We start from the raw sequence: 23,009 nt of genomic DNA on the forward strand, positions 1-23,009 counted from the left end.
TGGCGACATGAGTCCCGAGAACGACACCGACCTGCTGGCCCCGCCCTTCGCGACCAAGGTCGCCATTCTGCTGCGCGACGACCTCGCCGCCTGGCAACGGATGAACGTCACGGCATTCCTCGCCTCGGGGATCGCCGCCGCGCATCCGGAGCTGGTGGGGGAGCCGTACCGCGACGCCGACGGCGGCAGCTATGTGCCGCTGCTCGGTATGCCGGTGCTCGTCTTCGAGGGCGGGATCCGGGAGCTCGCGAACGCCCGCGCCCGCGCAGTGAGCCGTGGCCTGCGCCCGGCGATCTACACCGAGGAGATGTTCAAGACCGGGTATGACGCCGCGAATCGCGCCGCCACCGAAGGCGTGCCGGCGGAGGAGTTGAACCTCGTCGGGATCGCGGTGCACGGCCCGAAGAACGGGGTCGACAAGATCCTCAAGGGCGCGCACCTGCACCCGTGAACGGACGACACGCCACGCCGCAAACCTTCGTACGGATGTTCGGGAAGCTGGGCTAGGCTCATCCACAAGTCCTCGAACGACGACCCGTTGTCCACAGTGCATGGACGACACACCTCGGGTTGTCGGTGCGGGGATCTAGCGTCTGACACGTTCCACGGCTCGACCTGCACTGGCGGGCTGCGGACGGTCGCCGGTGGACGCGACCCATCCACGAACTCTTGAAGGAGTGCCGCACATGGCAGCAAAAGCGATGGCAGCAAAGACGGCGCCGAACGCCGGAGACAGCAAGCTCAAGACGCTGGACACCGTCCTGTCCCAGATCGAGAAGGCACACGGCAAGGGCGCGGTCATGCGCCTGGGCGACGACGTCCGGCCGCCGATCGACGTGATCCCGACCGGTGCGATCGCGCTCGATGTCGCACTCGGCATCGGTGGACTGCCGCGCGGTCGCGTGGTCGAGGTCTACGGTCCGGAGTCGTCCGGTAAGACCACGGTCGCCCTGCACGCCGTCGCCAACGCGCAGCGCAACGGCGGCATCGCGGCCTTCATCGACGCCGAGCACGCGCTCGACCCCGAATACGCCCGGAAGCTCGGTGTCGACACCGACGCGCTCCTGGTCAGCCAGCCCGACACCGGTGAGCAGGCGCTGGAGATCGCCGACATGCTGATCCGGTCCGGTTCGCTCGACATCATCGTCGTCGACTCCGTCGCCGCACTCGTCCCGCGCGCCGAGATCGAGGGCGAGATGGGTGACAGCCACGTCGGTCTGCAGGCCCGCCTGATGTCGCAGGCGCTGCGCAAGATCACCGGTGCGCTCAACAACACCGGGACCACTGCGATCTTCATCAACCAGTTGCGCGAGAAGATCGGTGTCATGTTCGGCTCGCCCGAGACGACCACCGGCGGTAAGGCACTGAAGTTCTACGCCTCGGTCCGGCTGGACGTGCGGCGCATCGAGACGCTGAAGGACGGCACCGACGCGGTCGGCAACCGCACCCGCGTCAAGGTGGTCAAGAACAAGGTCTCCCCGCCGTTCAAGCAGGCGGAGTTCGACATCCTCTACGGCCAGGGCATCTCCCGCGAGGGCGGCCTGATCGACATGGGCGTCGAGCAGGGGTTCGTCCGCAAGGCCGGCGCCTGGTACACCTACGAGGGCGACCAGCTCGGTCAGGGCAAGGAGAACGCGCGTGGCTTCCTGCGCGACAACCCCGATCTGGCCGACGAGCTGGAGAAGAAGATCAAGGAGAAGCTGGGTGTCGGCCCGCGGGTCGACAAGCCCGCCGACGAGGCGGACGCACCGGTCGTCGCAGCGGTCGACTTCTGATCCTCATCTCGGCCGTCGATCGGGCGGTCGGCGGCCGAGATGTTCTCCCGTATGCCGGTTCCCGAAGCGAGGCGTCATGTGCGCGGTTCCGGCGCCACGACGTGAAGTGTCTCGGAGGCGATGAATCTCCATGAATCCCTTTGACAGTGCACCGGATTCGCTGCCGGACTTCGTCGACCCGGCGGAAGTCATCGTCGGACCGTGGGCCGGCTCCCGTGTCCGGGGCGCACCGTCCGACGAGTCCAGCAATGAGCGCGCCGACACGCCGCACGGCCGGGGTGGTCGGGCGACGACCGGCCGCCGACGCAGTGCGCGGCAGGCCCGCAACGATCGCGAGCCGCCGGCGGACGCGCGCGGTCTCGACGCCGACCCGTATGACGTGGCGCGCACCATCGTGCTGCGCCAGCTCGCGGCCGCACCACGCAGCCGCAAGCAGTTGGCCGACAAGCTGCGCGAGCGCGACTGCGCCGACGACGTCGCGGCCACCGTCCTGGACCGACTGGAGGAGGTCGGGCTGATCGACGACGCGGCCTATGCGGCAACCGTGATCGAGTCCCAGCAGAGTCGGCGTGCCATGGGTCGCCGGGCGATCGGCCAGGAACTGCGTCGGAAGGGGATCGCGTCCGAGATCATCGACGAACAGCTCGACACGATCAATGACGACGACGAGCGCGAGCGTGCCGAGGCCCTGGTTGCCAAGAAGCTGCGCTCCATGCATGGTCTCGACGCCACGGTCCAAGCCCGACGTCTCGCGGGAATGCTTGCCCGCAAAGGATATTCGTCGTCCGTTGCGTGGTCCGTCATTCGCGAGGCGATCGCTGACGCACCAGAGCACCAGCCGGACTGACCGATCCACGGACGGCTATTGCAATGAACCATGCGTTCGTTATAGTGAACGCATGGCCTCCTCGACCTCCAGCATCGCCGCGTCCGCCGGCACGCAGATCCGGCTTCGCCGCGAGCAGCGCGGTATGTCAGCGGCGGAGCTCGCCCGGCGGGCCGGGTTGTCGAAGGCGACCCTGTCCGGGCTCGAGTCCGGGCGGTCGAACCCGACGATCGACACCCTCGACGCGGTGGCGGTGGCTCTGGGCATACCGCTGACCGACCTGCTCGTTCCGGCCGCCACCACACAACCCGAAGTGATCCCGGCGACGGCCGCCGCAGATGTCCCGCAGCAGGAGATGCTGCGTCGGGTGAGTGGGGGCCACCAGGTCGAGATCTGGCGACTGCGGCTGCCGGCACACACGACCTACGACGGGGTGCCACATGCCCCCGGCACGCTCGAGCACATCATGGTCGCTTCGGGCCGGGTTGCTGCGGGGCCGAGCGACGATCTCGTCGCACTCGGGCCGGGCGATCTACTGGCGTTCCCCGGGTCGGCGCCACACACCTACCGAACCACCACCGAACCCGTCGACGCCACCGTCGTCATGACCTCCCCAGTGATCGGCTGATCTCATGTTCGCAGTGCTTCCGCTCCTCCTCGCCTGGCTCGTCGCGGTCGTGAGTCCGGGACCGGATTTCCTTGCCGTGCTTCGCACTTCGGCCGCTCAGGGCCGATCCGCCGGGATGCGCGTCGGGCTCGGGGTGGTCTGCGGCATCGCCTGCTGGGCGACGCTCGCCATGTGCGGGCTGAGTGCCCTCCTGGCGCGCTACGAACACCTCTACCTGGTGGTGCGCACCGTCGGCGCGGTGCTGTTGATCACGTACGGTATCCACGTGCTGTGGGCGGCACGCAAGGCAGCCCCCGCGGCCCTCGAGTCCGGACCGGTCAGCAACGGAAAGCATTGGCGCCTGGGGGTTTTCACCAACCTGGCGAACCCGAAGGCGCTGGTCTTCTTCGGTGCACTCTTCGCCACCTTGATGCCCCGGCATGAGGGAGCGGCACTGCGCGTGGGCGTGCTCGTGGTCATGCTGACGATGGCGATCGGCTGGTTCGCCGCGGTCAGTTGGTGCGCCGGATCTCGGCCGGTCGTCACGGCATACCGACGGCTGCAACGCAGCATCGATCGGGTGGCGGGTGGCCTGTTCACCGCGATCGGCATCACGCTCGTGCCGCGCTGAACGACCGCACTAGCGTGGGTGCATGCCCGCGATCGACGAACTCCGCGCCGCGCTCGACAGCTCGCGCGTGCTCACCGACCAGGACCTGATCGGGTCGTACCTGCACGACGAGGCCGAGTGGGCGCCATACAGTGCACCGCTCGCGGTGGTGCGCGCGACGAGCACGGACGACGTGCAGCGGACCGTCCGGTGGGCGCTGCAGCACGACGTTCCCCTGGTGCCGCGGGGGGCCGGCACCGGTCTGTCCGGCGGCGCCAACTCCACCGACGGCTGCGTGGTGGTCAGCCTGGCGAAGATGGATGCCGTCCTCGAGGTCAACCCGCTGGAGCGGATCGCGGTCGTCCAACCGGGAGTGGTCAATGACGAACTGCGCAGAATCGTTGCGGAACAAGGGCTTTGGTATCCGCCGGACCCCGCCAGCTCGCCCTGGTCGACCATCGGCGGCAACGTCGCGACCAACGCCGGCGGCGTGTGCTGCGTGAAGTACGGCGTCACCCGCGACTACGTGATCGGCCTGGAGGTGGTGACCGGCGCCGGTGCGGTCGTGCGACTCGGACGGCGGACCGCGAAAGGTGTCGCCGGCCTCGACCTGGCCGGCCTCTTCGTCGGATCCGAGGGCACGCTCGGCATCGTCACCGAGATCACCGTGAAGCTGCGGCCGCTGCCCGATCCCGGACGGACCGTGCTCGGCTACTTCGACAGCATCGTCGACGCGGGCGTCGCGGTCCGCGAGGTGGCGGCACGCGGACTGACGCCGTCGGCGTTGGAGATCGTCGACCGGATCTGCCTGGAGGCGGTCGACGAGATGACGGGCATGGGGCTTGCGGCCGAGGCGAACGTCGTGTTGATCGGCAAGCTGGACGAACCCGGGGAGGCCGGTATGGCGGCCGGCAAGGAGATGGTCGCAGCCTTCGAGGCAGGCGGGGCGACCTTCGTGGCGGAGACGGCGGACGCCGAGGAAGCTGACGCGATGATGGCCGCTCGGCGGCTGGCCTACCCCGCCATGGAGCGCAAGGGGCCGTTGCTGACCGAGGACATCGTGGTCGCCAAGGAACACGTCCCGGAGATGCTGCGCCGGATCGAGCAGATCTCGGCGGAGGTGGGCATCACCATCGCGAGTGTCGCGCACGCCGGCGACGGCAACCTGCACCCCCTGATGGTCGCCGGTCGCGACGACGAGGACGAGCGTGAGCGTGCGCAGGCGGCCTTCGATCGGATCATCGACGAGTGCCTGAGACTCGGCGGCACCGTCACCGGCGAGCACGGTGTGGGACTGCTCAAGATGCCAGGTGCGGCGCGTGAGCTCGGCCCCGAGGTCATGGCCATGCAACGCGCCGTCAAGGCCGCGCTGGACCCGCACGGCATCTTCAACCCGGGCAAGGTGTTCTGACAGCACTCGGACGCGCTCCGCGAACTACCCTGTGGACAAAGGTTTTCGGGCCGCCCGCCCGGCTAGTTTGAGCGTCATGAGTCAACCGCAGGGGAGCATCCCGCCGCACATGCCGCGGCAATTCGGCCCACCGCCTCAGCAGCAGTTCGGGCCACCGCCATGGCAGCAGCACCCGGGCGCCATACCGCCGCAGCACTGGCAATCCGGCCCGCCCATCGATGCGCCGCGACGTCCTGTGTCGCTGCGACCGGAGGTCGGCGGCTGGTGGATCGGCTCGGCGGTGTTGGCGTTCCTCGGAGCGGGTTGGGCCCTGTTGACGCTGGGTTCCATCATCGCCATCGCCGGGTTCATCGGCGTCTTCGTCGGAGCGCAGGGCGGCGGGGAAGGTCTGCGACAGATATCGGATGACCTCGTCCAGACCACGAACTGGTCCTTCTATCTCTTCCTGGGCATCCAGTTCGTGTCGATAGTCGTCGGCTTCTGGGGCGGACGGAACTGCCTGCGGGGCAAGACATCCGGCGTCCTGATGACCATGAGCCTGGGGGTCCTGGGGTTGGCAGAATCCCTCTGGCTGGGGCTGCGCGACACGCCCGTCACCGGCGTGGCGTTGGGAGCGATCGCGGCTGTCGCCATGGTGGTATGCCCCGTTCTCGCGGTACGGCGGCCGTCGACATGAACCAGCTGCCGTCATACCCGCCGCCGGCGCAGTGGGAGCAGTCCGAGATCCCGAAGCCGCCGGGCCGGCGGTGGTGGATCGCGACCGCCGTCTGCCACCTGCTGAACGCGGTCGTCTTCGCCTTCGCGGTCTGGGCGTGCGTCCATTGGGTCAACCGGTCACAGACGCAGGAGTACTACGACACACACCGTGGAGCCGACCCCGACGGCATGATGTTCGTCGAGTTGTTTGCGATGCTCGTGTGTCTTGTCGCCGCCTGTGCAGTGGCCTACGCGATCGTCGGTGCGGCCGTCACGGTGGGGAAGTACCAGGCTGGACCGCACATGCTGTGGATCGCGTTCCTGCCCACCGCGATCGCAGGAGCGCTCGCCATCGGGGAGGTGGTCGGCGACAACGGCGCGCTGCGGAATGCACTGGTTTCCGGCCTGCTGATCCTCGTCACGGCGGACCTGGGCATCGGCACGATGGCATCCACCATGCGGCAACGCCCGAAGCGGCAGCGACCGGTCGGGCCGCCCCGCCCCGCGCCATACACGGGAGGTTCGCCCTACCTGCGCTGACCCTGGTCGGCGGCGATTCCGGGCGTGTCGGGCGGACACCGTACCCTTGACGGGTCATGACTGGTGATCTGAAGACCTACGAAGTGCGCACCCACGGGTGCCAGATGAACGTCCACGACTCCGAGCGGATCGCCGGTCTGCTGGAGACCGCGGGGTATGTCGACCGGGCCGGACTGGCCTTCGGCGACCGGCCGGAGCAGCCGGACGTGGTGGTCTTCAACACCTGCGCCGTGCGGGAGAACGCCGCCGGCAAGCTCTACGGGCAGCTCGGCCAACTGCGCCCCGCCAAGGACGCGAATCCGGGCATGCAGATCGCGGTCGGTGGCTGCCTCGCCCAGAAGGATCAGGGCGACATCGTCAAGCGGGCGCCGTGGGTCGACGTCGTCTTCGGCACCCACAACGTCGGTTCGCTGCCGGTGCTGCTGGAGCGTGCGCGGCACAACGCCGAGGCGCAGGTCGAGATCAAGGAGTCGCTGGAGACCTTCCCGTCGACGCTGCCGACCCGGCGTGATTCGGCATACAGCGGCTGGGTGTCCATCTCGGTCGGCTGCAACAACACCTGCACGTTCTGCATCGTCCCGTCGCTGCGAGGCAAGGAGAAGGACCGCCGCCCGGGCGACGTGCTCGCCGAGATCCGTGCGCTCGTCGAGCAAGGTGTCGTCGAGGTGACGCTGCTCGGCCAGAACGTCAACACTTACGGCGTCGAGTTCGGTGACCGGCTCGCGTTCGGCAAGTTGCTGCGTGCCTGCGGCGAGATCGACGGCCTGGAGCGGGTGCGCTTCACCTCGCCGCACCCGGCCGCTTTCACCGATGACGTGATCGATGCGATGGCGGAGACGCACAATGTCATGCCGTCGCTGCACATGCCGCTGCAGTCCGGATCCGACCGGGTGCTGAAGGCGATGCGCCGGTCCTACCGCTCGACCAAGTTCCTCGGCATCCTCGACCGGGTCCGGGAGCGGATGCCGGATGCGGCGATCACCACCGACATCATCGTGGGTTTCCCGGGGGAGACCGAGGAGGACTTCGCCGAGACGTTGCGCGTCACTCGCGAGGCACGCTTCTCGTCGGCGTTCACCTTCCAGTACTCCATCCGGCCCGGCACCCCGGCCGCCGACCTGCCCGACCAGCTCCCGAAAGCCGTTGTGCAGGAACGCTTCGACCGGCTCATCGAGCTCCAGGAGGAGGTCTCGTGGGCGGGCAACAAGGAGCTCGAGGGCAAGACCGTCGAGGTTCTGGTCTCCCCGGGTGAGGGTCGCAAGGACGCCGAGACGCACCGTATGTCGGGCCGCGCTCGCGACAACCGGCTGGTGCACTTCGCGGTGCCAGAGGGCGTCGACCGGCCGCGTCCGGGCGACCTGGTCACCGTCGGTGTCACGTACGGCGCCCCGCATCACCTGGTCGCCGACTCCGGTGCCGAGGGCGGCACCTGGGAGGTTCGCCGTACCCGCGGCGGCGACGCCTGGGAGGCCCTGCAGGATCAGGCCACCGGCGGCGGTACCCGTAAGCCCGCCGTCGCGCTCGGTATGCCGGGCATCGGCACGCCGATCGCCGCGCCCGTCGCGGACGGCTGCGGAACCTGCTGATCGAGCGGTGTCCTGAGTGGCCCGCGAGGCACGAGCGGGGTCTATCGAAGGGTAGCCCGTGAGGTACGAGCGGGCGTATCGAGATCTGACGCTTACCGCGATGTCGCGAGTGCGCGCACCTGACGGGCCGGCTCGGACAGCGCTGCACCACGTGCCCAGATCAGCCCGACCTCACGGGCCGCGTCGATACCGGTGACCTGAAGCGCCGTGACGCCCGGCGGTAGGTGCCGGTCGGGGGACTCCGGTAGCAGTGCGACGCCGATGCCGGCCGCGACCAATCCGGCGACCGTGTCCAGCTCCTGGCACTCCACGGTGATGCGCGGCTCGAAACCCGTTGCAGCACAGGCCTCGTCGAGCAGCTGACGCATCCCGAACCCACGTGCCATGGCGGCGAAATCGCGGTCCCGAAGCTCGCCGAAGGCGACTGTCTGACGTCGAGCGAGCGGGTCGCCCGCCGGCACCGCCAGGTGCACGCGCTGCTGCAGTAGCCGGCGCCAGCTCACCGGAGCGTCGAGCGGGCGCGGCGACACGATGCCGAGGTCGATGTCGCCCGCGACGACCTTGGCGGTGATGGCCTCCGCGGCGTCCTGCACCAGCTCGAACCGCAGCCCGGGGTCGGACTCGCGGGACCGTTGGATCAGCTCGGGCACCAGCCAGGTGCCGAACGAATGCAGGAACCCCAGGCGCACCACGCGCGGTCCGCGGGAGCGTAGTTCGCGCACCGCCCGCTCACCTGCTGCGAGTTCACCGTGTGCCCGCCGGAGGTGCTCGGCATACAGGCGGCCGGCGTCGTTGAGGTGCAACCGCTTGCCGTGCCGGTCGAACAGGGTTGTGCCGAGCTGCCGTTCGAGGCGCGCAAGTCGCCGGGACAGGGTCGGCTGCGGGATGTGCAGCCGGGCGGAAGCAGCGGTGACATTCTCCTCGTCGGCGAGTACGACGAACCACCAGACGGCATCACGCATACCGACAGCATATGCATCTGCGTCATGAATAAGTGCCAAGAGAATCATTTCCGTATGACGTCGGATCCCGCCACGATGGATCGGTGAGTTCGTCCACCGCCCGGTCCACCGCGAACGCCGCGCCGCCCGTTGGCTACCGGCGCGGTGATGCCGGATACCGGCGAATCACCGCCGCCCTGTTCGCCGCGGGTATGACCACCTTCGTGGCGATGTACTGCGCCCAGGCGGTGCTGCCGTCGCTGGCCACCGACTTCTCGGTGTCACCGGCGGTCTCGGCGCTCAGCGTCTCGGCCACCACCGGACTCCTGGCCGTTGCGATCATCCCCGCGAGTGCGCTGTCCGAACGGTTCGGTCGAACCCGCGTGATGGTCGGCTCCGCGCTCGCGTCCGCGGTCATCGGCCTGGTGCTGCCCTGGTCACCGTCCATGGCGGTGTTGGTCGCATTGCGAGGGCTGCAGGGCATCGCGCTCGCAGGTGTCCCGGCGACCGCGATGGCCTACCTCGCCGAAGAGGTCGACCGCCGAGACCTCGGCGCCGCCATGGGCCGCTACATAGCCGGCACGACCATCGGTGGCCTGGCCGGGCGCCTCGTCGCGTCGTTCACCCTGGACCTGGGCACCTGGCGGTGGGCGCTCGAAGTGGCCGCTGTCGTGGCGCTGGGCTTCACCGCCGTCTTCGTTCGCCTGGCGCCCGCGTCACGGCATTTCCATCCGCAGCCCGTGGGGCTGCGGACCACCTCCGACGCGCTCGTCGAGCACCTGCGCACACCGGCACTGCTCGGTCTCTTCGCGACCGCACTGTTGTTGATGGGCGGATTCGTCTCGCTCTACAACATGCTCGGATTTCGTTTGTCCGCAACGCCGTTCAACCTCTCCGACGCAGTCGTCGGATCGATCTTCCTGATGTATCTGTCCGGGACCGTCTCCTCCGCGATCGCCGGCCGGTTGGCCGACCGGTTCGGCAGGGCACGGACGCTGGTGGCGGCAGAGGTGGTGATGGCACTCGGACTGGCGCTGACCCTTCCCGTGTCGTTGCCCGTGGTGCTCCTCGGGGTGCTGCTCTTCACGGCAGGATTCTTCGCCGCGCACGCGACCGCCAGTGGTTGGGTCGGCCTGCTCGCCCGGCAGCATCGCGCGGAGGCCAGCTCGCTCTATCTGTTCGCCTATTACCTCGGCAGCTCGGTGATCGGCGCGTGCGCGGGGATCGCCTTCAGCGCGGCGGCTGGACCACCGTGGTCTGCTACGTGGGAGTGTTCATCGCGGCCGCCCTGCTGGTCGCCGTGGAAGTGGCGCGCCGGGCCGCCCGGACGGCGCGCTAGACTTCTCGCATGCAGATCGTCAGCACCTCCTGGTGGTCGCCTTCTCCGGCGGCCCGCTGACGTAACCCATTTCCTGTCACCAGCCGCCCGGTCGGGCGGCTTTTTTCGTATGGCGCCTCCCACCGGGCAACGACCCGTAAGGAGCACATCACGATGACCCTGGACGACACCGAACTGCACAGCGATGCGTCATACGCCGCGAGCCGCGCACGCAGCGACACCATCCATGCGCTGATCGATCAACCGGACGCCCGTGGACGCGAGAAGCTGCGCGTGCTGACCGGCGACCGGCCGACCGGCCCGCTGCACATCGGACACCTCTTCGCGACGCTGAGGTCGCGAGTCGCCATACAGGAGAAGGGGATCGATACCTTCATCCTGGTTGCGGACTATCAGGTGATCACGGACCGCGACAGCATCGGCGACGTGCGGGCGGCGACCTTCGGGCAACTGGCCGACTACCTCGCCTCCGGGATCGACCCGGCCCGGTCGACGATCTTCGCGCACTCGGCGGTCCCGGAGATCGGCCAGCTGATGTTGTCGTTCCTCTCGCTGGTGACCGACTCCGAACTGCGGCGCAACCCGACCGTCAAGGACGAACTCGCCGCCACCGACGGCCGTCCGCTGTCCGGACTGCTACTGACCTATCCGGTGCACCAGGCGGCGGACATCCTGGGGGTCCACGGCACGGTCGTCCCGGTGGGACGCGACCAGCTGCCACACGTCGAGCAGACCCGCGCGATCGCCCGCCGGTTCAACGCGCGGTATGCCGACGGCGAGGAGTACTTCCGCGCCCCCGACGCGCTGCTGACCGAGTTGCCCGTCGTGCCCGGACTGGACGGACGCAAGATGTCGACCAGTCGCGGCAACGGCATCTCGCTCGGTATGACGGCGGACGAGACCGCCACCCGGATCCGCAAGGCCCGCACCGATTCCGAACGCCGGATCACCTTCGATCCGGACGCCCGTCCCGAGGTCGCCAGCATGCTGCGGATCGCGTCGCTCTTCACCGGCGAGCGGCCGGAGCAGATCGCCGACCGCATCGGCGACGGGGGTGCGGCCGCCCTGAAGTCGGAGCTCACCACCGTCGTCAATGACGGTCTGGCCGTGCATCGTGCGCGTCGGGCCGAGTTCGCCGCGGACCCGACATACCTGGAACACGTGCTGCGAGAAGGCAATACGCGAGCACGTGAGGTCGCCACGCGCACGCTGGATGACGTCCAGGATCGCCTCGGCCTGCGCTACTGACCCGCGCGCCATCGGGCGTCATTCGGGATCTCAGAAGCCGGCGCTCTGTACGGTGCTCCGGATCTGCTCCTCGATGAGGGTCTTGCCATGTGGGTCCGTCTCATGGTCCCTGTCCTCGAAGAGCAGGACCAGTTCTTGATCGAGTACGTCCTGCGAGGTCCATTCCGGGAGCCGTTCGAAGAACCATCCTTGGAACACGGCGGGACTGAGCAGCTTGCACGCAAACAAGTAGAGGACGTGTCGGTAGGCATCGTCACTGTTCCCGTTCGTCAGGACACCTTGCTCGGAGAGCATCGTGGTGATGGTCGGCTGGTGGTCCCAGAAGGACGAAGCCTGCGTCAAACAGGCAGCCTCAACCGTCGCGGGAGTGTCTCTGCCCTCAGCGACCAGCTCTGCGGCCAGCAAGCTGACGTCGCGCATATTCGGCACACGGCCACCGTCTCGTTCAGTGACCAGGACCTGCAGGGCGAGGAGTCGAAGTTTCGTCTCCAGCACCTCGTCTCCACTGTCGCGCGCCATGGGGACAGAGTGCACCATCGGACGGGGCGCGAATCTGGACAGCACTCCTCGGTGTGGCGATAATTGGCAATATAGAAGACGCCACAAGGAGGGATCATGAACATCGGCATCCGCGAGTTGCGCGATGGACTGAGTCGTCATTTGGCATCGGTGCGGGATGGTCGGACGATCACCGTGACGGATCATGGGCGGCCGGTGGCCAGGATCATCCCTGCCGGTTCGCCGACCAAGCTCGAGCAGTTGGTTGCCGAGGGCAAGGTCACGCCCGCCTCGAGTCGCAGGACGAAGCGACCTGAACCCGTCGAAATTGCTGGGACTGTCAGCGATCTCGTGAGTCAACAGCGCCGTTGATCCTCTACCTCGACACGTCAGCCCTGGTGCCGTTGCTCGTCGCAGAGCCGACGTCGCAGGCTTGCGGGGAGCTGTGGGACAGTGCGGACGACGTCACAACCACCCGGTTGGCGTTCGTTGAGGCGGCCGCGGCAATCGCAGCCGCCGAGCGACTCGGCCGAGTCACGAAATCGCAACAAGCCGACAGCACGGAGATCCTGCGCGAACTGTGGACTGCGGTTGCGGTTGTCGAGCTGCGGGAAGAACTCATGCTCGATGCGGCAGCGATGGCACAGCGGCACCGACTTCGTGGCTACGACGCGGTGCACTGCGCGGCAGCGGTCGCCGCCAACGATGAACTACTCGTTGCTGCATCCGGTGATCAACAACTTCTGGCGGCGTGGCGTGGAGAAGGACTCGCGGTCCGCGACACCAACGCGTGACGGGCCGATGCCCGCGCGCGAGAGTGCAGCAGCGGTCGATTGCGAGTCACCACAACGACCACTACTGCACTCTCGGCGCCGCGGACGTCAGTCGCCCTTGACGTTGACGATCTGCCGCAGCGTGTGCCGGACCTCGACGAGGTCTGCTGCGTCCTGCATGACCACGTCGATGTCCTTGTAGGCCTGCGGGATCTCGTCCAGGAACGCCGAGGTGTCCCTGTACTCGATGCCGTCCATCGCCGTCCGCAGTTGCTCGACCGTGAACGCCTTCCGCGCGGCGGACCGGGAGTAGGCCCTACCGGCACCGTGCGGCGAGGAGTTCAGCGCCACCGGGTTGCCCTTGCCCACCACGACGTATGACGCAGTGCCCATCGACCCGGGGATCAGACCCGGCCGGCCTGCCTCGGCGTTGATGGCGCCCTTCCGGGACAGCCACACGTTCTTGCCGAAGTGCCGCTCCTGCTCGGTGTAGTTGTGATGGCAGTTGATCCGCTCCTGCTCCACGACCGGCTCACCGATCCAGTGCGACACATCGTGCACGACCCGATCCATCATCTCCTCCCGGTTGAGCAGGGCGAAGTGCTGCGCCCACCGCAGCTCCCGCAGGTAGGCGTCGAACTCCGCCGTACCCTCGACCAGGTAGGCAAGATCCTTGTGCGGCAGCGGGATCCACCACTTCGCACACTGCTCCCGCGCGACCTTGATGTGCCGCTGCGCGATCCGGTTGCCGACACCCCGCGACCCGGAGTGCAGGAACAGCCAGACCCGGTCCTGCTCGTCCAGGCTCACCTCGATGAAGTGGTTGCCCGAGCCGAGCGAACCCAGCTGCACGTCCCACTTCTTGGCGTATGCCGCCGGGTCGAACCCGGCGTCCTGAGCCATGCTCGTGAGCTCGTCCAGCCGAATCCGCGTGTGCTCCCTGGTGATCCGGTGGTTGTAGCCGCCGGCCGACAGCGGGATGGACCGCTCGATGCTGTGCCGTATGACGGACCGGTCCGACGGCAGGTCAGCGGCGGAGAACTGTGTCCGGACCGCGATCATCCCGCAGCCGATGTCGACACCGACCGCCGCCGGGATGATGGCGTGCAGGGTCGGAATGACCGAGCCCACGGTGGCACCGAGCCCGAGGTGGGCATCCGGCATCAGCGCGAGGTGGGGGTGGATGAACGGCATCGTCGCGGTGAGCTCCGCCTGCTCCCGAGTGTTGTCCTCGAGCAGCGACGCCCAGTTGAACAGCCGGTCGTTGATCTTCTGCATGATGAATTCCTTTGCGAGTAATAAAAATACGGCGTCGGTCAAGGACCGACGCCGTACAGAAGGACGGTGTCGGTCAGGTCTTGACCGCCTGCAGGGTGTAGCTGGCGGCGAGGCGCTCCGGTCGGTCGGTGAGTCGCCATTCGCCGCGTTCGTCGACGGACATCAGGCCGGGCAGTGCACACCACGGCACGCTGTCGTGCTCGACCAGACCGGTCACCTGCAAGCCGTGGTGCAGCAGTCCGCTGACGATCTCGCCGAGCCCGTGATTCCAGTCGATCGTGGTCTTCGCGGTGATTTCATGGTCGGTGGCCACATAGGTCCCGCCCTCGGTCCACGTATTGCCCTCGGGTTGCTCGAAATACGAGTACTCGGGTTCTAGGCCGTCGACCTCGAACGTCCACAACATCGGGTGTCCCTCACGGATGAACAAGCGGCCGCCCGGTCGCAACAAGGTCGAGACGACCTCCGCCCATCGATCGGCCGACGGCAACCAGCACAGCGCGCCGATGCCGGTGTAGATCAGATCGAAGGTGCGGTCGCCCAACGCCTGCGGCGCGGAGTAGACGTCCGACTCGACGTAGTCGATCGGCGCTCCGGCGCGTTCGGCGATGTCACGTGCCTGTGCCAGGGACGCGGGGGACAGGTCGAGACCGGTCACCTTCGCGCCGAGGCGGTGCAGGGACAGCGTGTCGGTGCCGATGTGGCACTGCAGGTGCAGCGTCTCGAGTCCACGGATCTCGCCGAGCCGCTCCTCGTCGAATGCGACGACACCGCTCAATCGCCGTGTGCCGTCGATGAGTTCGGACACGGCGTAGTCCGGGCTCGCAGCGTGTGCGGCGGCCCGGTCGTCCCAGTTGGCTCGGTTGAGCGCGAGGTAGTCAGTCACCGGTCAAGGGTGCGGGACGACGGCGCGACAAGCAACCGAATTCGGCACCGCCTCAGGCGGGCCGGGAGGCTCCGACCAGTCGCTCGTATGCCGTGACGCATGCGTCGCAGGCACAGCACGTCGTCGCGTGCATCGACCCAGGGTTCCGGACGGCCCCGGGGGCGAGCAACGCCTCCGGTCGCCATCGGGGGAACGAGAACGTCTGCAGCAGAACAGGTTCGGGGGACGGGTCACACTCGCCGGCCCGGCAACAGCGGCACGAGGTGTAGCCGCCGTTGGCGGCGGAGTGCCAGGACTGCTGGTGCCCACAGCCGCGGCAGACGTGGATCAGAACGCTCATGTGGCCGTCGGTCCGTGCTGCGCTGGGTTCGTCATACGACCGAGCCTGCAGGTTCGACCTGGTTGAAGGTCAACCCAAACATTCGCCGGGCAGCCCGTGGGCCACCCGGCGAATGCCGTTCAGGTTGTTGCGGTCTCGATACGGTCTCGCCCAGCGGCTCGACCGGCTTTGGCTACCGGTGCCGCAGCTGCGAGATCACCGCACCGAAGTCGGGCGTCCCGAGACCGGTCGCAGGGTTGTAGCGCGACCCCTTCGTGCCCGTGTAGTAGAGGTTGTCGTTGCTGGTGCCGCTCGTGCTGAGCGGGTTCAGTGGGGAGTTGTGACCGGCGGCGAGCCGGTAGAGCACCGGGTTCACGAACCCGACCCGATGACCGAGTGCCTGGTCCATGACCGCGGCGCTGCCGTTCAGCTGCGGAGCGACGTAGCTCGTGCCGCCCCAGCCGCCCTGCAACTCGTTGCCGGCGCCCGCGCTCGGCTCGTAGAGCAGGTAGCCGGTGTACGGGTCGGCGTCAGCGGACACGTCGGGCTCGGCGCGGCCCGAGCTGCTGCCCGAGGTCACCGCCGGGTCCGCGGCGAAGCTCCAGTTCGTCGGTTCGTTGATGCCGTCGACCTGCTGGTAGTCGGTCGGCGTCAGGTAGGGGACCGCCGAGTAGTTGCGAACCAGACCGCGCTGGTAGGACGGCGTGGGCTCGAGTTGGCTGTAGCCGCCGCCACCGCCGCCGATCTCCTGCACGGCCTCGGCCGCCTCGGTCGTGTTGTGCAGCGTGGCCAGCGGGGACCACAGGTAGTCCCAGCCCCAGGCGCGCTCGTCGGTGACTGACACCGCGGCCGACTTGCCCGTGGTGCTGCTGGTCAGTGTTGCGGACCAGGGCAGCGTCGTACCGCCCGCCGACGTGATGTAGGGGCTGTCTGCGGGTGCGTCGACCGACAGGTCGGTCGTGCCGAGGTCGTTGCTCGCGTCATACGCGCCCTCGTCGCCGGAGGAGGCGAAGACGGACTGGCCCTGCACCGCCATCTCGAGGAACGCCTCGTCGAATGCCGCCTGGTACTGCGGGGTTTCGACGCCGGAGGCGACGGACGCCTTGATGATCGTCTCGGACTCGCCCCAGCTGGCCGACACGGAGTCGGCGGTGTTCTGGGTGGCGGCGGAGAAGAACGCGTCCGCGAAGCCGTTGTCGGTGTTCGGCGCCTGGTAGACCGTGACGTTCGCACCGGGCGCGACACCGCCGGACTGCTCGACGTCGAGGTCCGTCTCGCCGGTGCCCGCCTCGTCGCTCGGGGCGCCCGGGCCGCCGTCGATGTTCTGCACGGTGACGGTGCGGCCGGTGTTCGGCAGGTGCATGACGTTGGACCAGAAGTACTCCGGTGCACCCTCGTCGAGAGCGGCGAGCGTCACGATGCCGATGGTGCGTCCCTTGCCGGTGTTGCCGGCCTGCTCGGTCTTGGTCAGGCCGTAGCGCTGCACATAGTCGGTGGGCGTGTTGCACGCGCCGGGCAGACCGGTGAGCGCGGTGCAGTCGACGCTGCTGCTGCCCGCGGACTTCGCGTGGACGGCGGAGTTGACGTGCTTCGCGTCGGAGGAGAACGGACCGTAGTTGGACAGGCCGAGCACCGCGAGGACGCTGTCGGCCACGTGGCGTGGCAATTTCGGCTGTTGGGCGGTGCCGTGCACGGTCTGCGCAGGGATCCGGCCGAGGCCGTCACGGCCGTGCTGTGCCGGCACCTTGTAGTTCTTCTGCTGCACCGCCAGCGCCTTGTCGAACTGTCCGGCGGTGCCGGAGGCGGCAATGTCGACGTGGTCGGCATACACCGTCGTCGTGATGCCGAACGACGCCAAGTAGCTGGTGATCTCGTGGATCGTGCGGTCGCTCTGGCCGTACTTCCGCGCGAACTGGGACACGCTCAACTGGTGACTCACGCCGTGCTCGACCTGTGCCTCGAGCGCGCCCTTGGACTGCTCCTTCAGCACGAACGACACCTGCTCCGGGGTGCTCGGGTCGGTGTCGCCGAAAGCCTTCGCACCCGGTATGGCGGTGACGTTCGTTCCCGCGGCGACCGGGACCGCGCTGTTGTTGCTGGTGCTCGCGGTCGCGTGCGCCGCGCCGGTGCCGAGACTTGCGGCGAAGGCGAGGGCCAGCACGCCTGCTCCGGCGACTGCGGTCGCCGTGCGTGCGGAAGAACGGGATCTGGGCATGTGGATGCTCCTCGGGGATGCTCACGACGACGTCGGATGGGACGTCGGGCTGAACGTAGGACCGAGAGCTCGAAGGTGCGCGGCGATGAGCCGCTATTCACACCGAACTGGCGGCGAACTGGTGGCAAGTTCCCATGCGCGATCGCCCCACGCGCCGGCCGAGGAGTGCTAGCGGCGTCAGTCCTCGGACTGCTCGTCGTACGGCTCGTTCGCGTCGTCGCGACCGGGCAGCAGCGGCATGCCCTCCTCGGTCGCGGTTTCCTCTTCCTCGCGGTCGTAGGCCTCGGGTCCGTGATCGGTACTCATACATCCAGCTTCGCGCACTCAGCCGCAGGACGGAACCGTCAGGGTAGTTTCAGCCATCCGGAGCGCTGGTGCAGGTGACGGCCGGCCCGCCAGTGGTCCAGCACCGCCCGCTCGAGCCGGGTGGTCGCCGTGAGTTCTGCCGGGTCGGCCTCGGGGCGGCGGAAGACGAAGTTGCGCACCGACCAGTCACCGTCGTTCGGTGCGCCGATCGGACGCCAGCGGGCGCAGAAGCGGGCGATGTTGCTGTCCGGAACCAACTCGAGAAGCTGCTCGTCGAGCAACCAACTGGTGCACCGCGCGACCGAGACCGGCGGGAGGTCGGGGAAGTGCCGGGCCAGAAACGGCCCGACCCGTCGCAGCGAGGCGTCCACCTCTGCGGGGCGCAACGGACCACTGTCCGGGATGTGTATGCCGGCGACGACCGATCCGGTCACGACCGGGACTCCCGCAGCGCGCAGCTCGGCGGCGGGCACGTCCAGCCTCTCGAGGTTGGCCTGCAACCGGCCGAAGTCGAAGATCAACCCGCGCAGGTGCAGCGAGAACCAGTTCTGCACATGCAGGCCGGTGTGCCCGAAGGTCTGTTGGAAGATCCGCAGATGGCGTCCGAGGTCGGCGAGGATCGCGCGGGACGCGGCGTCCGGGATCGCGCGAGTTCGATGGAATGCCAAGGTGTCCGGCAGGGCAGCGGCGAATGCGACCGGGTAGAGGAAGCGGGCCTCGACCGGCTCGTCGGGATCCTGCGGGTCGAAGACGGCCGGCAGGTGTGCCTGCTGCGCGGTGAGCAGGCGGCCCATCCCGCCGCGCAGGGCGACGACGACGTCGGCGACGCGGGCGAGGGCGGTCGGATCGCCGGCGATCCGACCCGCCGCGGTGGCGAAATCCGCACGGTCCGGCTGTTGTACCGCGAAGTAGTCGAACGCTCGGTGCAAGGCGGCGCCGGAGATGCGGGAGCGGAGCTGATCGACGGACGGGGGCGAAGTCACCGGGTCATCGTAGAAGGCGCGTTTGCGACACTGAGGGGTATGACGACCCCGCACCCGATCGTCGCCGTCGTCGGACCGACCGCCACCGGAAAGTCCGACCTCGGCGTCGCGCTCGCGCATGCGCTCGACGGGGAGATCATCAACGCGGACGCATCGCAGCTCTACCGGGGCATGGACATCGGCACGGCCAAACTCACCGCTGCCGAGCGGGAAGGAGTGCCCCACCACATGCTGGACGTCCTGGAGGTGCGCGACGAAGCGAGCGTTGCGTCATACCAACGGGATGCGCGGGTGGCGATCGACGAGGTCCGGGCGCGCGGGAGGGTGCCGATCCTGGTGGGTGGCAGCGGCCTCTACGTGCGTGCCGTGCTCGACGACCTGCAGATCCCACCGACCGACGCCGCGACCAGGGCGCGGTGGGAGGCCCGCCTCGATCGAGAGGGCGCGCCCGCTCTGCACGCGGAGTTGGCCGCTGCGGATCCGGCGGCCGCCGAGCAGATCCACCCGTCGAACGGGCGGCGGGTCGTGCGCGCGCTCGAGGTGATGGAGCTGACCGGTGAGCCGTTCAGCGCCAGCATGCCCAAACGCGAATTCCGTTCTCCTGCGGTGATGCTCGGGTTGCGGATCGATCGCGCCGAGCTCTACCGACGGATCGGGGTGCGTGTCGAGCGGATGTGGCGCGACGGTCTGCTGGACGAGGTGCGCGCGCTGGATCGGATTGGTTTGCGCGAGGGCCGGACCGCCAGCCGGGCGATCGGCTACGCCCAGGCCCTGCAGCAATTGCACGGGGCGCTGACGGAAGAGCAAGCGAAGGACGAAACAGCAAGCCTGACAAGGAAGTTCGCGCGCAGGCAGCACTCCTGGTTCGGTCCGGAACCGCGCATCCACTGGCTCCCGTATGACGCGCCGGACCTGGCGCAACGTGCACGGCAGGCGCTGCGCGAGGCACGTGACGGGTCCACGGCCTGACACCGGGATGACGAGTGGGTGCTCGATGACCTTGAATGGCGGTATGACCTCGATCAGTTTCGCCAAGGGCCACGGCACGAAGAACGACTTCGTGCTGGTGCCCGCGCTGGACGGCACTCCGATGCTCAGCGCGGAGGAGACGGCGTTCCTGGCCGATCGGCGCGCCGGGGTCGGTGGCGACGGCGTCATCCGGGTCGTGCCGATCAAGCACGCACCGGTCGAGATTCGCGAAGCCGCAGGCGCCGCGGAGTGGTTCATGGACTACCGCAACCAGGATGGCTCCATCGGTGAGATGTGCGGCAACGGCACGCGCGTCTTCGCGCGCTACCTGGTCGACAACGGACTGGTCGCCGGCCCGGACTTCGACATCGCCACCCGCGCCGGCACCAAGCGGATGACCAGCACCCCGGACGGCTTCCAGGTCGACCTGGGCGTATGGCGCCTGGCGCGCGAGCCCGAGGCGGACGAGCGCGGGTCGGACAGCGTGGTGCAGGCCGTGGGCGCGCCCGACCCGTTGCCGGCGTTGAGCATCGACATGGGCAACCCGCACACAGTTGTCGCGCTGCCGCCCGAATTCGACCTGTTGACACTGGATCTCACGCACCAGCCACGAGTCGACCCGCAGCCGGAGAACGGCACCAACGTCGAGTTCGTGCGCGCGGTGGGCCCGGGCCACATCGCGATGCGGGTGCACGAGCGGGGTGTCGGTGAGACGCAGAGCTGCGGCACCGGCGCTGCGGCCGCCGCCATCGCGACCTGGTGGTGGGCCGGTCGACCTGCCGACCAGCTCGACTGGCGGGTCGATGTCCCGGGAGGCCGGCTCGGCATACACATCGACGGTGAGCGTGTCCTGCTGTCCGGGCCGGCCGAGATCGTCGCCGGCGGAACGGTCCGGTTACCGCACTGACGGCCGTCAGTCGGTGCTGCGCGGTCGTACCCGCAGGATCCGGAAGCCCCTGACGCTGGTGAAGCGCTCGGTCGGGAAGCCCTGCTCGGTCAACCAGCGCTGCAGCGAGTCCGAACCGAGATTGCGTTGCACGACGAGGTACGCGACTCCGTCCGGCGTGAGTCGGGGCAGCCAGGCCAGCAGCAGCTCGTGCAGCACGGACTTGCCGACCCGGATCGGTGGGTTCGACCAGATGAGGTCGAAGTGCAGGTCGGCCGGCACCTCGTCCGCGCGACCGGCGCGCACATTCGACAGGTCCAGCGATGCCGCGTTGCCGCGGGCCAGGTCCAGCGCCCGTTCGTTGACATCGACACCCCACACGTGGGCCTCCGGCGAGCGCAGGCCGAGAGTGAGCGCGATCGGCCCCCACCCGCAGCCCAGATCCAGGAACGTGCCGGACGCCGGCGGCTCCGGCGCATGCTGCAACAGGACCGAGGTGCCCTGGTCGATCCGCTCGGACGAGAAGACCCCACGGGCCACTTGCACGGAGCGGGTGCGGCCGGCCAGCGGGACGTGGATGGTCCGCCGCTCGTCGGCGCTGGCGGGAGTCGCCGAGAAGTAGTGATCGTGCTCGGCGGCGTCTGACCCGGATGTGTCGCTCACCGCCCAGAGGGTAGTCGCCGCACACGTCATACTTGGAGGTCAGACCGCACGGCGCGCAATAAACCATTCGCGTACGGCGTTGATATTTGCGACCGTGAAGCTCCGAACAGGGGATGTATGACAGAACGCAACACCGATGGAGGCGCGATGACTGCTCGCTCACATGTGCTCGATGGTCGCGCCGAGGCTCTTGCCGAGGAGACCGACGTCGACGCCAGGTATGACGCCGACGGCTTCCTCGTCGAGGAGTCGTACGGGTCCTTCGACGGGGACCAGTTCGACCGCGAGGAGCGCGCTGCGCTCCGCCGCGTCGCCGGACTGTCCACCGAACTCGAGGACGTCACCGAGGTCGAATACCGCCAGCTGCGGCTGGAGCGCGTCGTGCTGGCCGGTGTCTGGGGCGAAGGCACCGCGCAGGACGCCGAGCACTCGCTGCGCGAGCTGTCGGCGCTCGCCGAGACCGCCGGCTCGACGGTCCTGGCAGGAGTCCTGCAGCGCCGGATGAAGCCGGACCCGGGCACCTGGATGGGTTCCGGCAAGGCGGCGCAGCTGCGCGACATCGTCATCGAGGAGGGTGCTGACACGGTCATCGCCGACACCGAGCTGACGCCCAGCCAGCGACGTGGTCTGGAGGACGTGGTCAAGGTCAAGGTCATCGACCGGACCGCACTGATCCTGGACATCTTCGCCCAGCACGCCAAGTCCAAGGAGGGCAAGGCGCAGGTCGAGCTGGCCCAGTTGCAGTACCTCCTGCCGCGCCTGCGTGGTTGGGGTGAGTCGATGTCCCGTCAGGCCGGTGGTCAGGCCGCCGGCGGTCAGGGCATGGGGTCGCGTGGTCCCGGTGAGACCAAGATCGAGCTGGACCGCCGCCGGATCAACACCCGCATCGCCAAGCTGCGCCGGGAGTTGAAGGGCATGAAGACGATGCGCGAGACCAAACGTGGCTCGCGCCGCGCCGGGCACGTGCCGTCGGTCGCGATCGCCGGTTACACCAACGCCGGCAAGTCCTCGATCCTCAACCGCCTGACCGGTGCCGGTGTGCTGGTCCAGAACCAGCTGTTCGCGACGCTGGACCCGACGGTCCGGCGCGCCGAGACCGCGGACGGCCGCCTCTACACGCTGGTCGACACCGTCGGCTTCGTGCGCGAGTTGCCGCACCAGTTGGTCGAGGCGTTCCGGTCCACACTGGAAGAGGTCGCCGATGCCGATCTCGTGCTGCACATCGTCGACGGGTCGCACCCCGACCCGGAGTCGCAGATCACCGCGGTCCGTTCGGTGCTCGCCGACGTGGGCGCCCACGACGTCAAGGAGGTCGTGGTCGTCAACAAGGCGGACATCGCCGACCCGGAGGTCGTCGACCGGATCCTGCGCGCCGAGAAGCACGCGTTCGCCGTCAGTGCCCGCACCGGCGTCGGATTCGACGAGCTCGCCGCGCTGGTCGCTCGTGAGCTGCCGCGCCCGGAGATCCGGATGGAGTTGCTGCTGCCCTACAACCGCGGTGACCTGCTGTCCCGGATCCACGACGACGGCGAAGTGCTGTCCAGCGAGCACACCGGCGACGGCACGCACCTGCACGCGAAGGTGACGCCGACGCTGCAGGCCGAACTCGCGGACTTCTCCGTATAACTCACCCCACGAAGTTTCTCCCCCGCTT

Annotated in this window: 25 protein-coding genes; 16 read left to right on the top strand and 9 right to left on the bottom strand. The window is 68.4% G+C overall.

The genetic code is table 11. From position 1 onward, the window contains the following. Nucleotides 1–7: 7 nt before the first annotated feature. From ACZ50J_RS07130 to miaB, 9 genes are all read left to right on the top strand, one after another. Nucleotides 8–451, top strand: coding sequence for a DUF2000 family protein (locus tag ACZ50J_RS07130; protein ID WP_464300570.1), 444 nt, complete (start codon nucleotides 8–10; stop codon nucleotides 449–451). A gap of 250 nt (nucleotides 452–701) precedes the next feature. Continuing rightward, nucleotides 702–1,775: a recombinase RecA gene (gene recA / locus ACZ50J_RS07135; protein ID WP_464301326.1), complete on the top strand. Its 1,074-nt coding sequence runs from the start codon at nucleotides 702–704 to the stop codon at nucleotides 1,773–1,775. A gap of 130 nt (nucleotides 1,776–1,905) precedes the next feature. Continuing rightward, on the top strand, nucleotides 1,906–2,622 hold the full coding sequence (locus ACZ50J_RS07140; RefSeq protein ID WP_464300571.1) for a regulatory protein RecX: 717 nt from the start codon (nucleotides 1,906–1,908) through the stop codon (nucleotides 2,620–2,622). Between the two features lie 52 nt (nucleotides 2,623–2,674). Then, on the top strand, nucleotides 2,675–3,229 hold the full coding sequence (locus tag ACZ50J_RS07145) for a helix-turn-helix domain-containing protein (protein WP_464300572.1): 555 nt from the start codon (nucleotides 2,675–2,677) through the stop codon (nucleotides 3,227–3,229). A 4-nt stretch (nucleotides 3,230–3,233) separates the two neighbouring features. Further along, nucleotides 3,234–3,839 (top strand): LysE family translocator, encoded by a 606-nt coding sequence (locus tag ACZ50J_RS07150; RefSeq protein ID WP_464300573.1) that lies wholly within the window; start codon nucleotides 3,234–3,236, stop codon nucleotides 3,837–3,839. A 22-nt stretch (nucleotides 3,840–3,861) separates the two neighbouring features. Next, nucleotides 3,862–5,229 (top strand): FAD-binding oxidoreductase, encoded by a 1,368-nt coding sequence (locus tag ACZ50J_RS07155; protein ID WP_464300574.1) that lies wholly within the window; start codon nucleotides 3,862–3,864, stop codon nucleotides 5,227–5,229. A 76-nt stretch (nucleotides 5,230–5,305) separates the two neighbouring features. Next, nucleotides 5,306–5,905: a hypothetical protein gene (locus ACZ50J_RS07160; protein WP_464300575.1), complete on the top strand. Its 600-nt coding sequence runs from the start codon at nucleotides 5,306–5,308 to the stop codon at nucleotides 5,903–5,905. Continuing rightward, nucleotides 5,869–6,465: a hypothetical protein gene (locus tag ACZ50J_RS07165; protein WP_464300576.1), complete on the top strand. Its 597-nt coding sequence runs from the start codon at nucleotides 5,869–5,871 to the stop codon at nucleotides 6,463–6,465. Before ACZ50J_RS07160 ends, ACZ50J_RS07165 begins: the two co-directional genes overlap by 37 nt. A 56-nt stretch (nucleotides 6,466–6,521) precedes the next feature. Beyond that, complete coding sequence (miaB, locus tag ACZ50J_RS07170) at nucleotides 6,522–8,051, top strand: tRNA (N6-isopentenyl adenosine(37)-C2)-methylthiotransferase MiaB (protein WP_464300577.1); 1,530 nt, start codon at nucleotides 6,522–6,524, stop codon at nucleotides 8,049–8,051. A 92-nt stretch (nucleotides 8,052–8,143) separates the two neighbouring features. On the opposite strand, the gene ACZ50J_RS07175 is transcribed toward miaB, so the two are convergent. Then, a complete protein-coding gene (locus ACZ50J_RS07175; protein ID WP_464300578.1) occupies nucleotides 8,144–9,013 on the bottom strand; it encodes a LysR family transcriptional regulator in 870 nt (289 codons plus the stop codon). A gap of 83 nt (nucleotides 9,014–9,096) precedes the next feature. Between ACZ50J_RS07175 and ACZ50J_RS07180 the strand changes: the two genes are divergently transcribed. Continuing rightward, nucleotides 9,097–10,488 carry an MFS transporter gene (locus ACZ50J_RS07180; RefSeq protein ID WP_464300579.1) on the top strand — a complete coding sequence of 464 codons (1,392 nt, stop codon included), beginning with the start codon at nucleotides 9,097–9,099 and terminating at the stop codon, nucleotides 10,486–10,488. Beyond that, nucleotides 10,485–11,579, top strand: coding sequence for a tryptophan--tRNA ligase (gene trpS / locus ACZ50J_RS07185; RefSeq protein ID WP_464300580.1), 1,095 nt, complete (start codon nucleotides 10,485–10,487; stop codon nucleotides 11,577–11,579). The genes ACZ50J_RS07180 and trpS overlap by 4 nt, the downstream gene beginning before the upstream one ends. Before the next feature lie 30 nt (nucleotides 11,580–11,609). Here trpS and ACZ50J_RS07190 read toward each other — a convergent pair whose 3' ends face one another. Further along, nucleotides 11,610–12,098: a hypothetical protein gene (locus tag ACZ50J_RS07190; protein ID WP_464300581.1), complete on the bottom strand. Its 489-nt coding sequence runs from the start codon at nucleotides 12,096–12,098 to the stop codon at nucleotides 11,610–11,612. Nucleotides 12,099–12,194: 96 nt separating this feature from the next. Here ACZ50J_RS07190 and ACZ50J_RS07195 point away from each other — a divergent pair, with 96 nt between their 5' ends. Both ACZ50J_RS07195 and ACZ50J_RS07200 read left to right on the top strand, forming a co-directional pair. After that, nucleotides 12,195–12,449, top strand: coding sequence for a type II toxin-antitoxin system Phd/YefM family antitoxin (locus ACZ50J_RS07195; protein ID WP_464300582.1), 255 nt, complete (start codon nucleotides 12,195–12,197; stop codon nucleotides 12,447–12,449). Continuing rightward, the gene (locus ACZ50J_RS07200) at nucleotides 12,446–12,871 is read left to right on the top strand and encodes a type II toxin-antitoxin system VapC family toxin (RefSeq protein ID WP_464300583.1); all 426 of its coding nucleotides are present in this window, start codon (nucleotides 12,446–12,448) and stop codon (nucleotides 12,869–12,871) included. The genes ACZ50J_RS07195 and ACZ50J_RS07200 overlap by 4 nt, the downstream gene beginning before the upstream one ends. 87 nt (nucleotides 12,872–12,958) lie before the next feature. On the opposite strand, the gene ACZ50J_RS07205 is transcribed toward ACZ50J_RS07200, so the two are convergent. The 6 genes from ACZ50J_RS07205 to ACZ50J_RS07230 form a co-directional block, all read right to left on the bottom strand. After that, nucleotides 12,959–14,128: an RtcB family protein gene (locus tag ACZ50J_RS07205; RefSeq protein ID WP_464300584.1), complete on the bottom strand. Its 1,170-nt coding sequence runs from the start codon at nucleotides 14,126–14,128 to the stop codon at nucleotides 12,959–12,961. Nucleotides 14,129–14,201: 73 nt separating this feature from the next. Then, nucleotides 14,202–15,014, bottom strand: coding sequence for a class I SAM-dependent methyltransferase (locus ACZ50J_RS07210; protein WP_464300585.1), 813 nt, complete (start codon nucleotides 15,012–15,014; stop codon nucleotides 14,202–14,204). Between the two features lie 52 nt (nucleotides 15,015–15,066). Beyond that, entirely contained in the window at nucleotides 15,067–15,354 is a 288-nt protein-coding gene (locus ACZ50J_RS07215; protein WP_464300586.1) for a hypothetical protein, read from the bottom strand. A gap of 172 nt (nucleotides 15,355–15,526) precedes the next feature. Next, nucleotides 15,527–17,548: a S53 family peptidase gene (locus ACZ50J_RS07220; RefSeq protein ID WP_464300587.1), complete on the bottom strand. Its 2,022-nt coding sequence runs from the start codon at nucleotides 17,546–17,548 to the stop codon at nucleotides 15,527–15,529. Between the two features lie 177 nt (nucleotides 17,549–17,725). Beyond that, nucleotides 17,726–17,854: a hypothetical protein gene (locus tag ACZ50J_RS07225; protein WP_464300588.1), complete on the bottom strand. Its 129-nt coding sequence runs from the start codon at nucleotides 17,852–17,854 to the stop codon at nucleotides 17,726–17,728. A 38-nt stretch (nucleotides 17,855–17,892) separates the two neighbouring features. Continuing rightward, a complete protein-coding gene (locus ACZ50J_RS07230) occupies nucleotides 17,893–18,837 on the bottom strand; it encodes an acyltransferase domain-containing protein (protein ID WP_464300589.1) in 945 nt (314 codons plus the stop codon). Between the two features lie 39 nt (nucleotides 18,838–18,876). Here ACZ50J_RS07230 and miaA point away from each other — a divergent pair, with 39 nt between their 5' ends. Then, nucleotides 18,877–19,806 carry a tRNA (adenosine(37)-N6)-dimethylallyltransferase MiaA gene (gene miaA, locus ACZ50J_RS07235; protein WP_464300590.1) on the top strand — a complete coding sequence of 310 codons (930 nt, stop codon included), beginning with the start codon at nucleotides 18,877–18,879 and terminating at the stop codon, nucleotides 19,804–19,806. A gap of 43 nt (nucleotides 19,807–19,849) precedes the next feature. Further along, entirely contained in the window at nucleotides 19,850–20,713 is an 864-nt protein-coding gene (gene dapF, locus ACZ50J_RS07240) for a diaminopimelate epimerase (protein WP_464300591.1), read from the top strand. A 6-nt stretch (nucleotides 20,714–20,719) separates the two neighbouring features. Here dapF and ACZ50J_RS07245 read toward each other — a convergent pair whose 3' ends face one another. After that, nucleotides 20,720–21,355, bottom strand: coding sequence for a class I SAM-dependent methyltransferase (locus tag ACZ50J_RS07245; RefSeq protein WP_464300592.1), 636 nt, complete (start codon nucleotides 21,353–21,355; stop codon nucleotides 20,720–20,722). A gap of 147 nt (nucleotides 21,356–21,502) precedes the next feature. Between ACZ50J_RS07245 and hflX the strand changes: the two genes are divergently transcribed. Continuing rightward, complete coding sequence (gene hflX / locus ACZ50J_RS07250; RefSeq protein WP_464300593.1) at nucleotides 21,503–22,981, top strand: GTPase HflX; 1,479 nt, start codon at nucleotides 21,503–21,505, stop codon at nucleotides 22,979–22,981. The last annotated feature ends 28 nt before the right edge of the window (nucleotides 22,982–23,009 follow it).

This window comes from Flexivirga sp. G2, assembly GCF_055397625.1.

What these genes read in the sequence shown, in the direction of transcription:
- ACZ50J_RS07190 (WP_464300581.1), bottom strand. Translation starts at nt 12,098, where the DNA reads ATGGCGCGCGACAGTGGAGACGAGGTGCTGGAGACGAAACTTCGACTC.
- ACZ50J_RS07155 (WP_464300574.1), top strand. Translation starts at nt 3,862, where the DNA reads ATGCCCGCGATCGACGAACTCCGCGCCGCGCTCGACAGCTCGCGCGTG.
- ACZ50J_RS07130 (WP_464300570.1), top strand. Translation starts at nt 8, where the DNA reads ATGAGTCCCGAGAACGACACCGACCTGCTGGCCCCGCCCTTCGCGACC.
- ACZ50J_RS07140 (WP_464300571.1), top strand. Translation starts at nt 1,906, where the DNA reads ATGAATCCCTTTGACAGTGCACCGGATTCGCTGCCGGACTTCGTCGAC.
- miaA (WP_464300590.1), top strand. Translation starts at nt 18,877, where the DNA reads ATGACGACCCCGCACCCGATCGTCGCCGTCGTCGGACCGACCGCCACC.
- trpS (WP_464300580.1), top strand. Translation starts at nt 10,485, where the DNA reads ATGACCCTGGACGACACCGAACTGCACAGCGATGCGTCATACGCCGCG.
- recA (WP_464301326.1), top strand. Translation starts at nt 702, where the DNA reads ATGGCAGCAAAGACGGCGCCGAACGCCGGAGACAGCAAGCTCAAGACG.
- ACZ50J_RS07225 (WP_464300588.1), bottom strand. Translation starts at nt 17,854, where the DNA reads ATGAGTACCGATCACGGACCCGAGGCCTACGACCGCGAGGAAGAGGAA.
- ACZ50J_RS07195 (WP_464300582.1), top strand. Translation starts at nt 12,195, where the DNA reads ATGAACATCGGCATCCGCGAGTTGCGCGATGGACTGAGTCGTCATTTG.
- ACZ50J_RS07220 (WP_464300587.1), bottom strand. Translation starts at nt 17,548, where the DNA reads ATGCCCAGATCCCGTTCTTCCGCACGCACGGCGACCGCAGTCGCCGGA.
- hflX (WP_464300593.1), top strand. Translation starts at nt 21,503, where the DNA reads ATGACTGCTCGCTCACATGTGCTCGATGGTCGCGCCGAGGCTCTTGCC.
- ACZ50J_RS07165 (WP_464300576.1), top strand. Translation starts at nt 5,869, where the DNA reads ATGCCCCGTTCTCGCGGTACGGCGGCCGTCGACATGAACCAGCTGCCG.
- ACZ50J_RS07150 (WP_464300573.1), top strand. Translation starts at nt 3,234, where the DNA reads ATGTTCGCAGTGCTTCCGCTCCTCCTCGCCTGGCTCGTCGCGGTCGTG.
- miaB (WP_464300577.1), top strand. Translation starts at nt 6,522, where the DNA reads ATGACTGGTGATCTGAAGACCTACGAAGTGCGCACCCACGGGTGCCAG.
- ACZ50J_RS07175 (WP_464300578.1), bottom strand. Translation starts at nt 9,013, where the DNA reads ATGCGTGATGCCGTCTGGTGGTTCGTCGTACTCGCCGACGAGGAGAAT.
- ACZ50J_RS07205 (WP_464300584.1), bottom strand. Translation starts at nt 14,128, where the DNA reads ATGCAGAAGATCAACGACCGGCTGTTCAACTGGGCGTCGCTGCTCGAG.
- ACZ50J_RS07145 (WP_464300572.1), top strand. Translation starts at nt 2,675, where the DNA reads ATGGCCTCCTCGACCTCCAGCATCGCCGCGTCCGCCGGCACGCAGATC.
- dapF (WP_464300591.1), top strand. Translation starts at nt 19,850, where the DNA reads ATGACCTCGATCAGTTTCGCCAAGGGCCACGGCACGAAGAACGACTTC.
- ACZ50J_RS07160 (WP_464300575.1), top strand. Translation starts at nt 5,306, where the DNA reads ATGAGTCAACCGCAGGGGAGCATCCCGCCGCACATGCCGCGGCAATTC.
- ACZ50J_RS07215 (WP_464300586.1), bottom strand. Translation starts at nt 15,354, where the DNA reads ATGAGCGTTCTGATCCACGTCTGCCGCGGCTGTGGGCACCAGCAGTCC.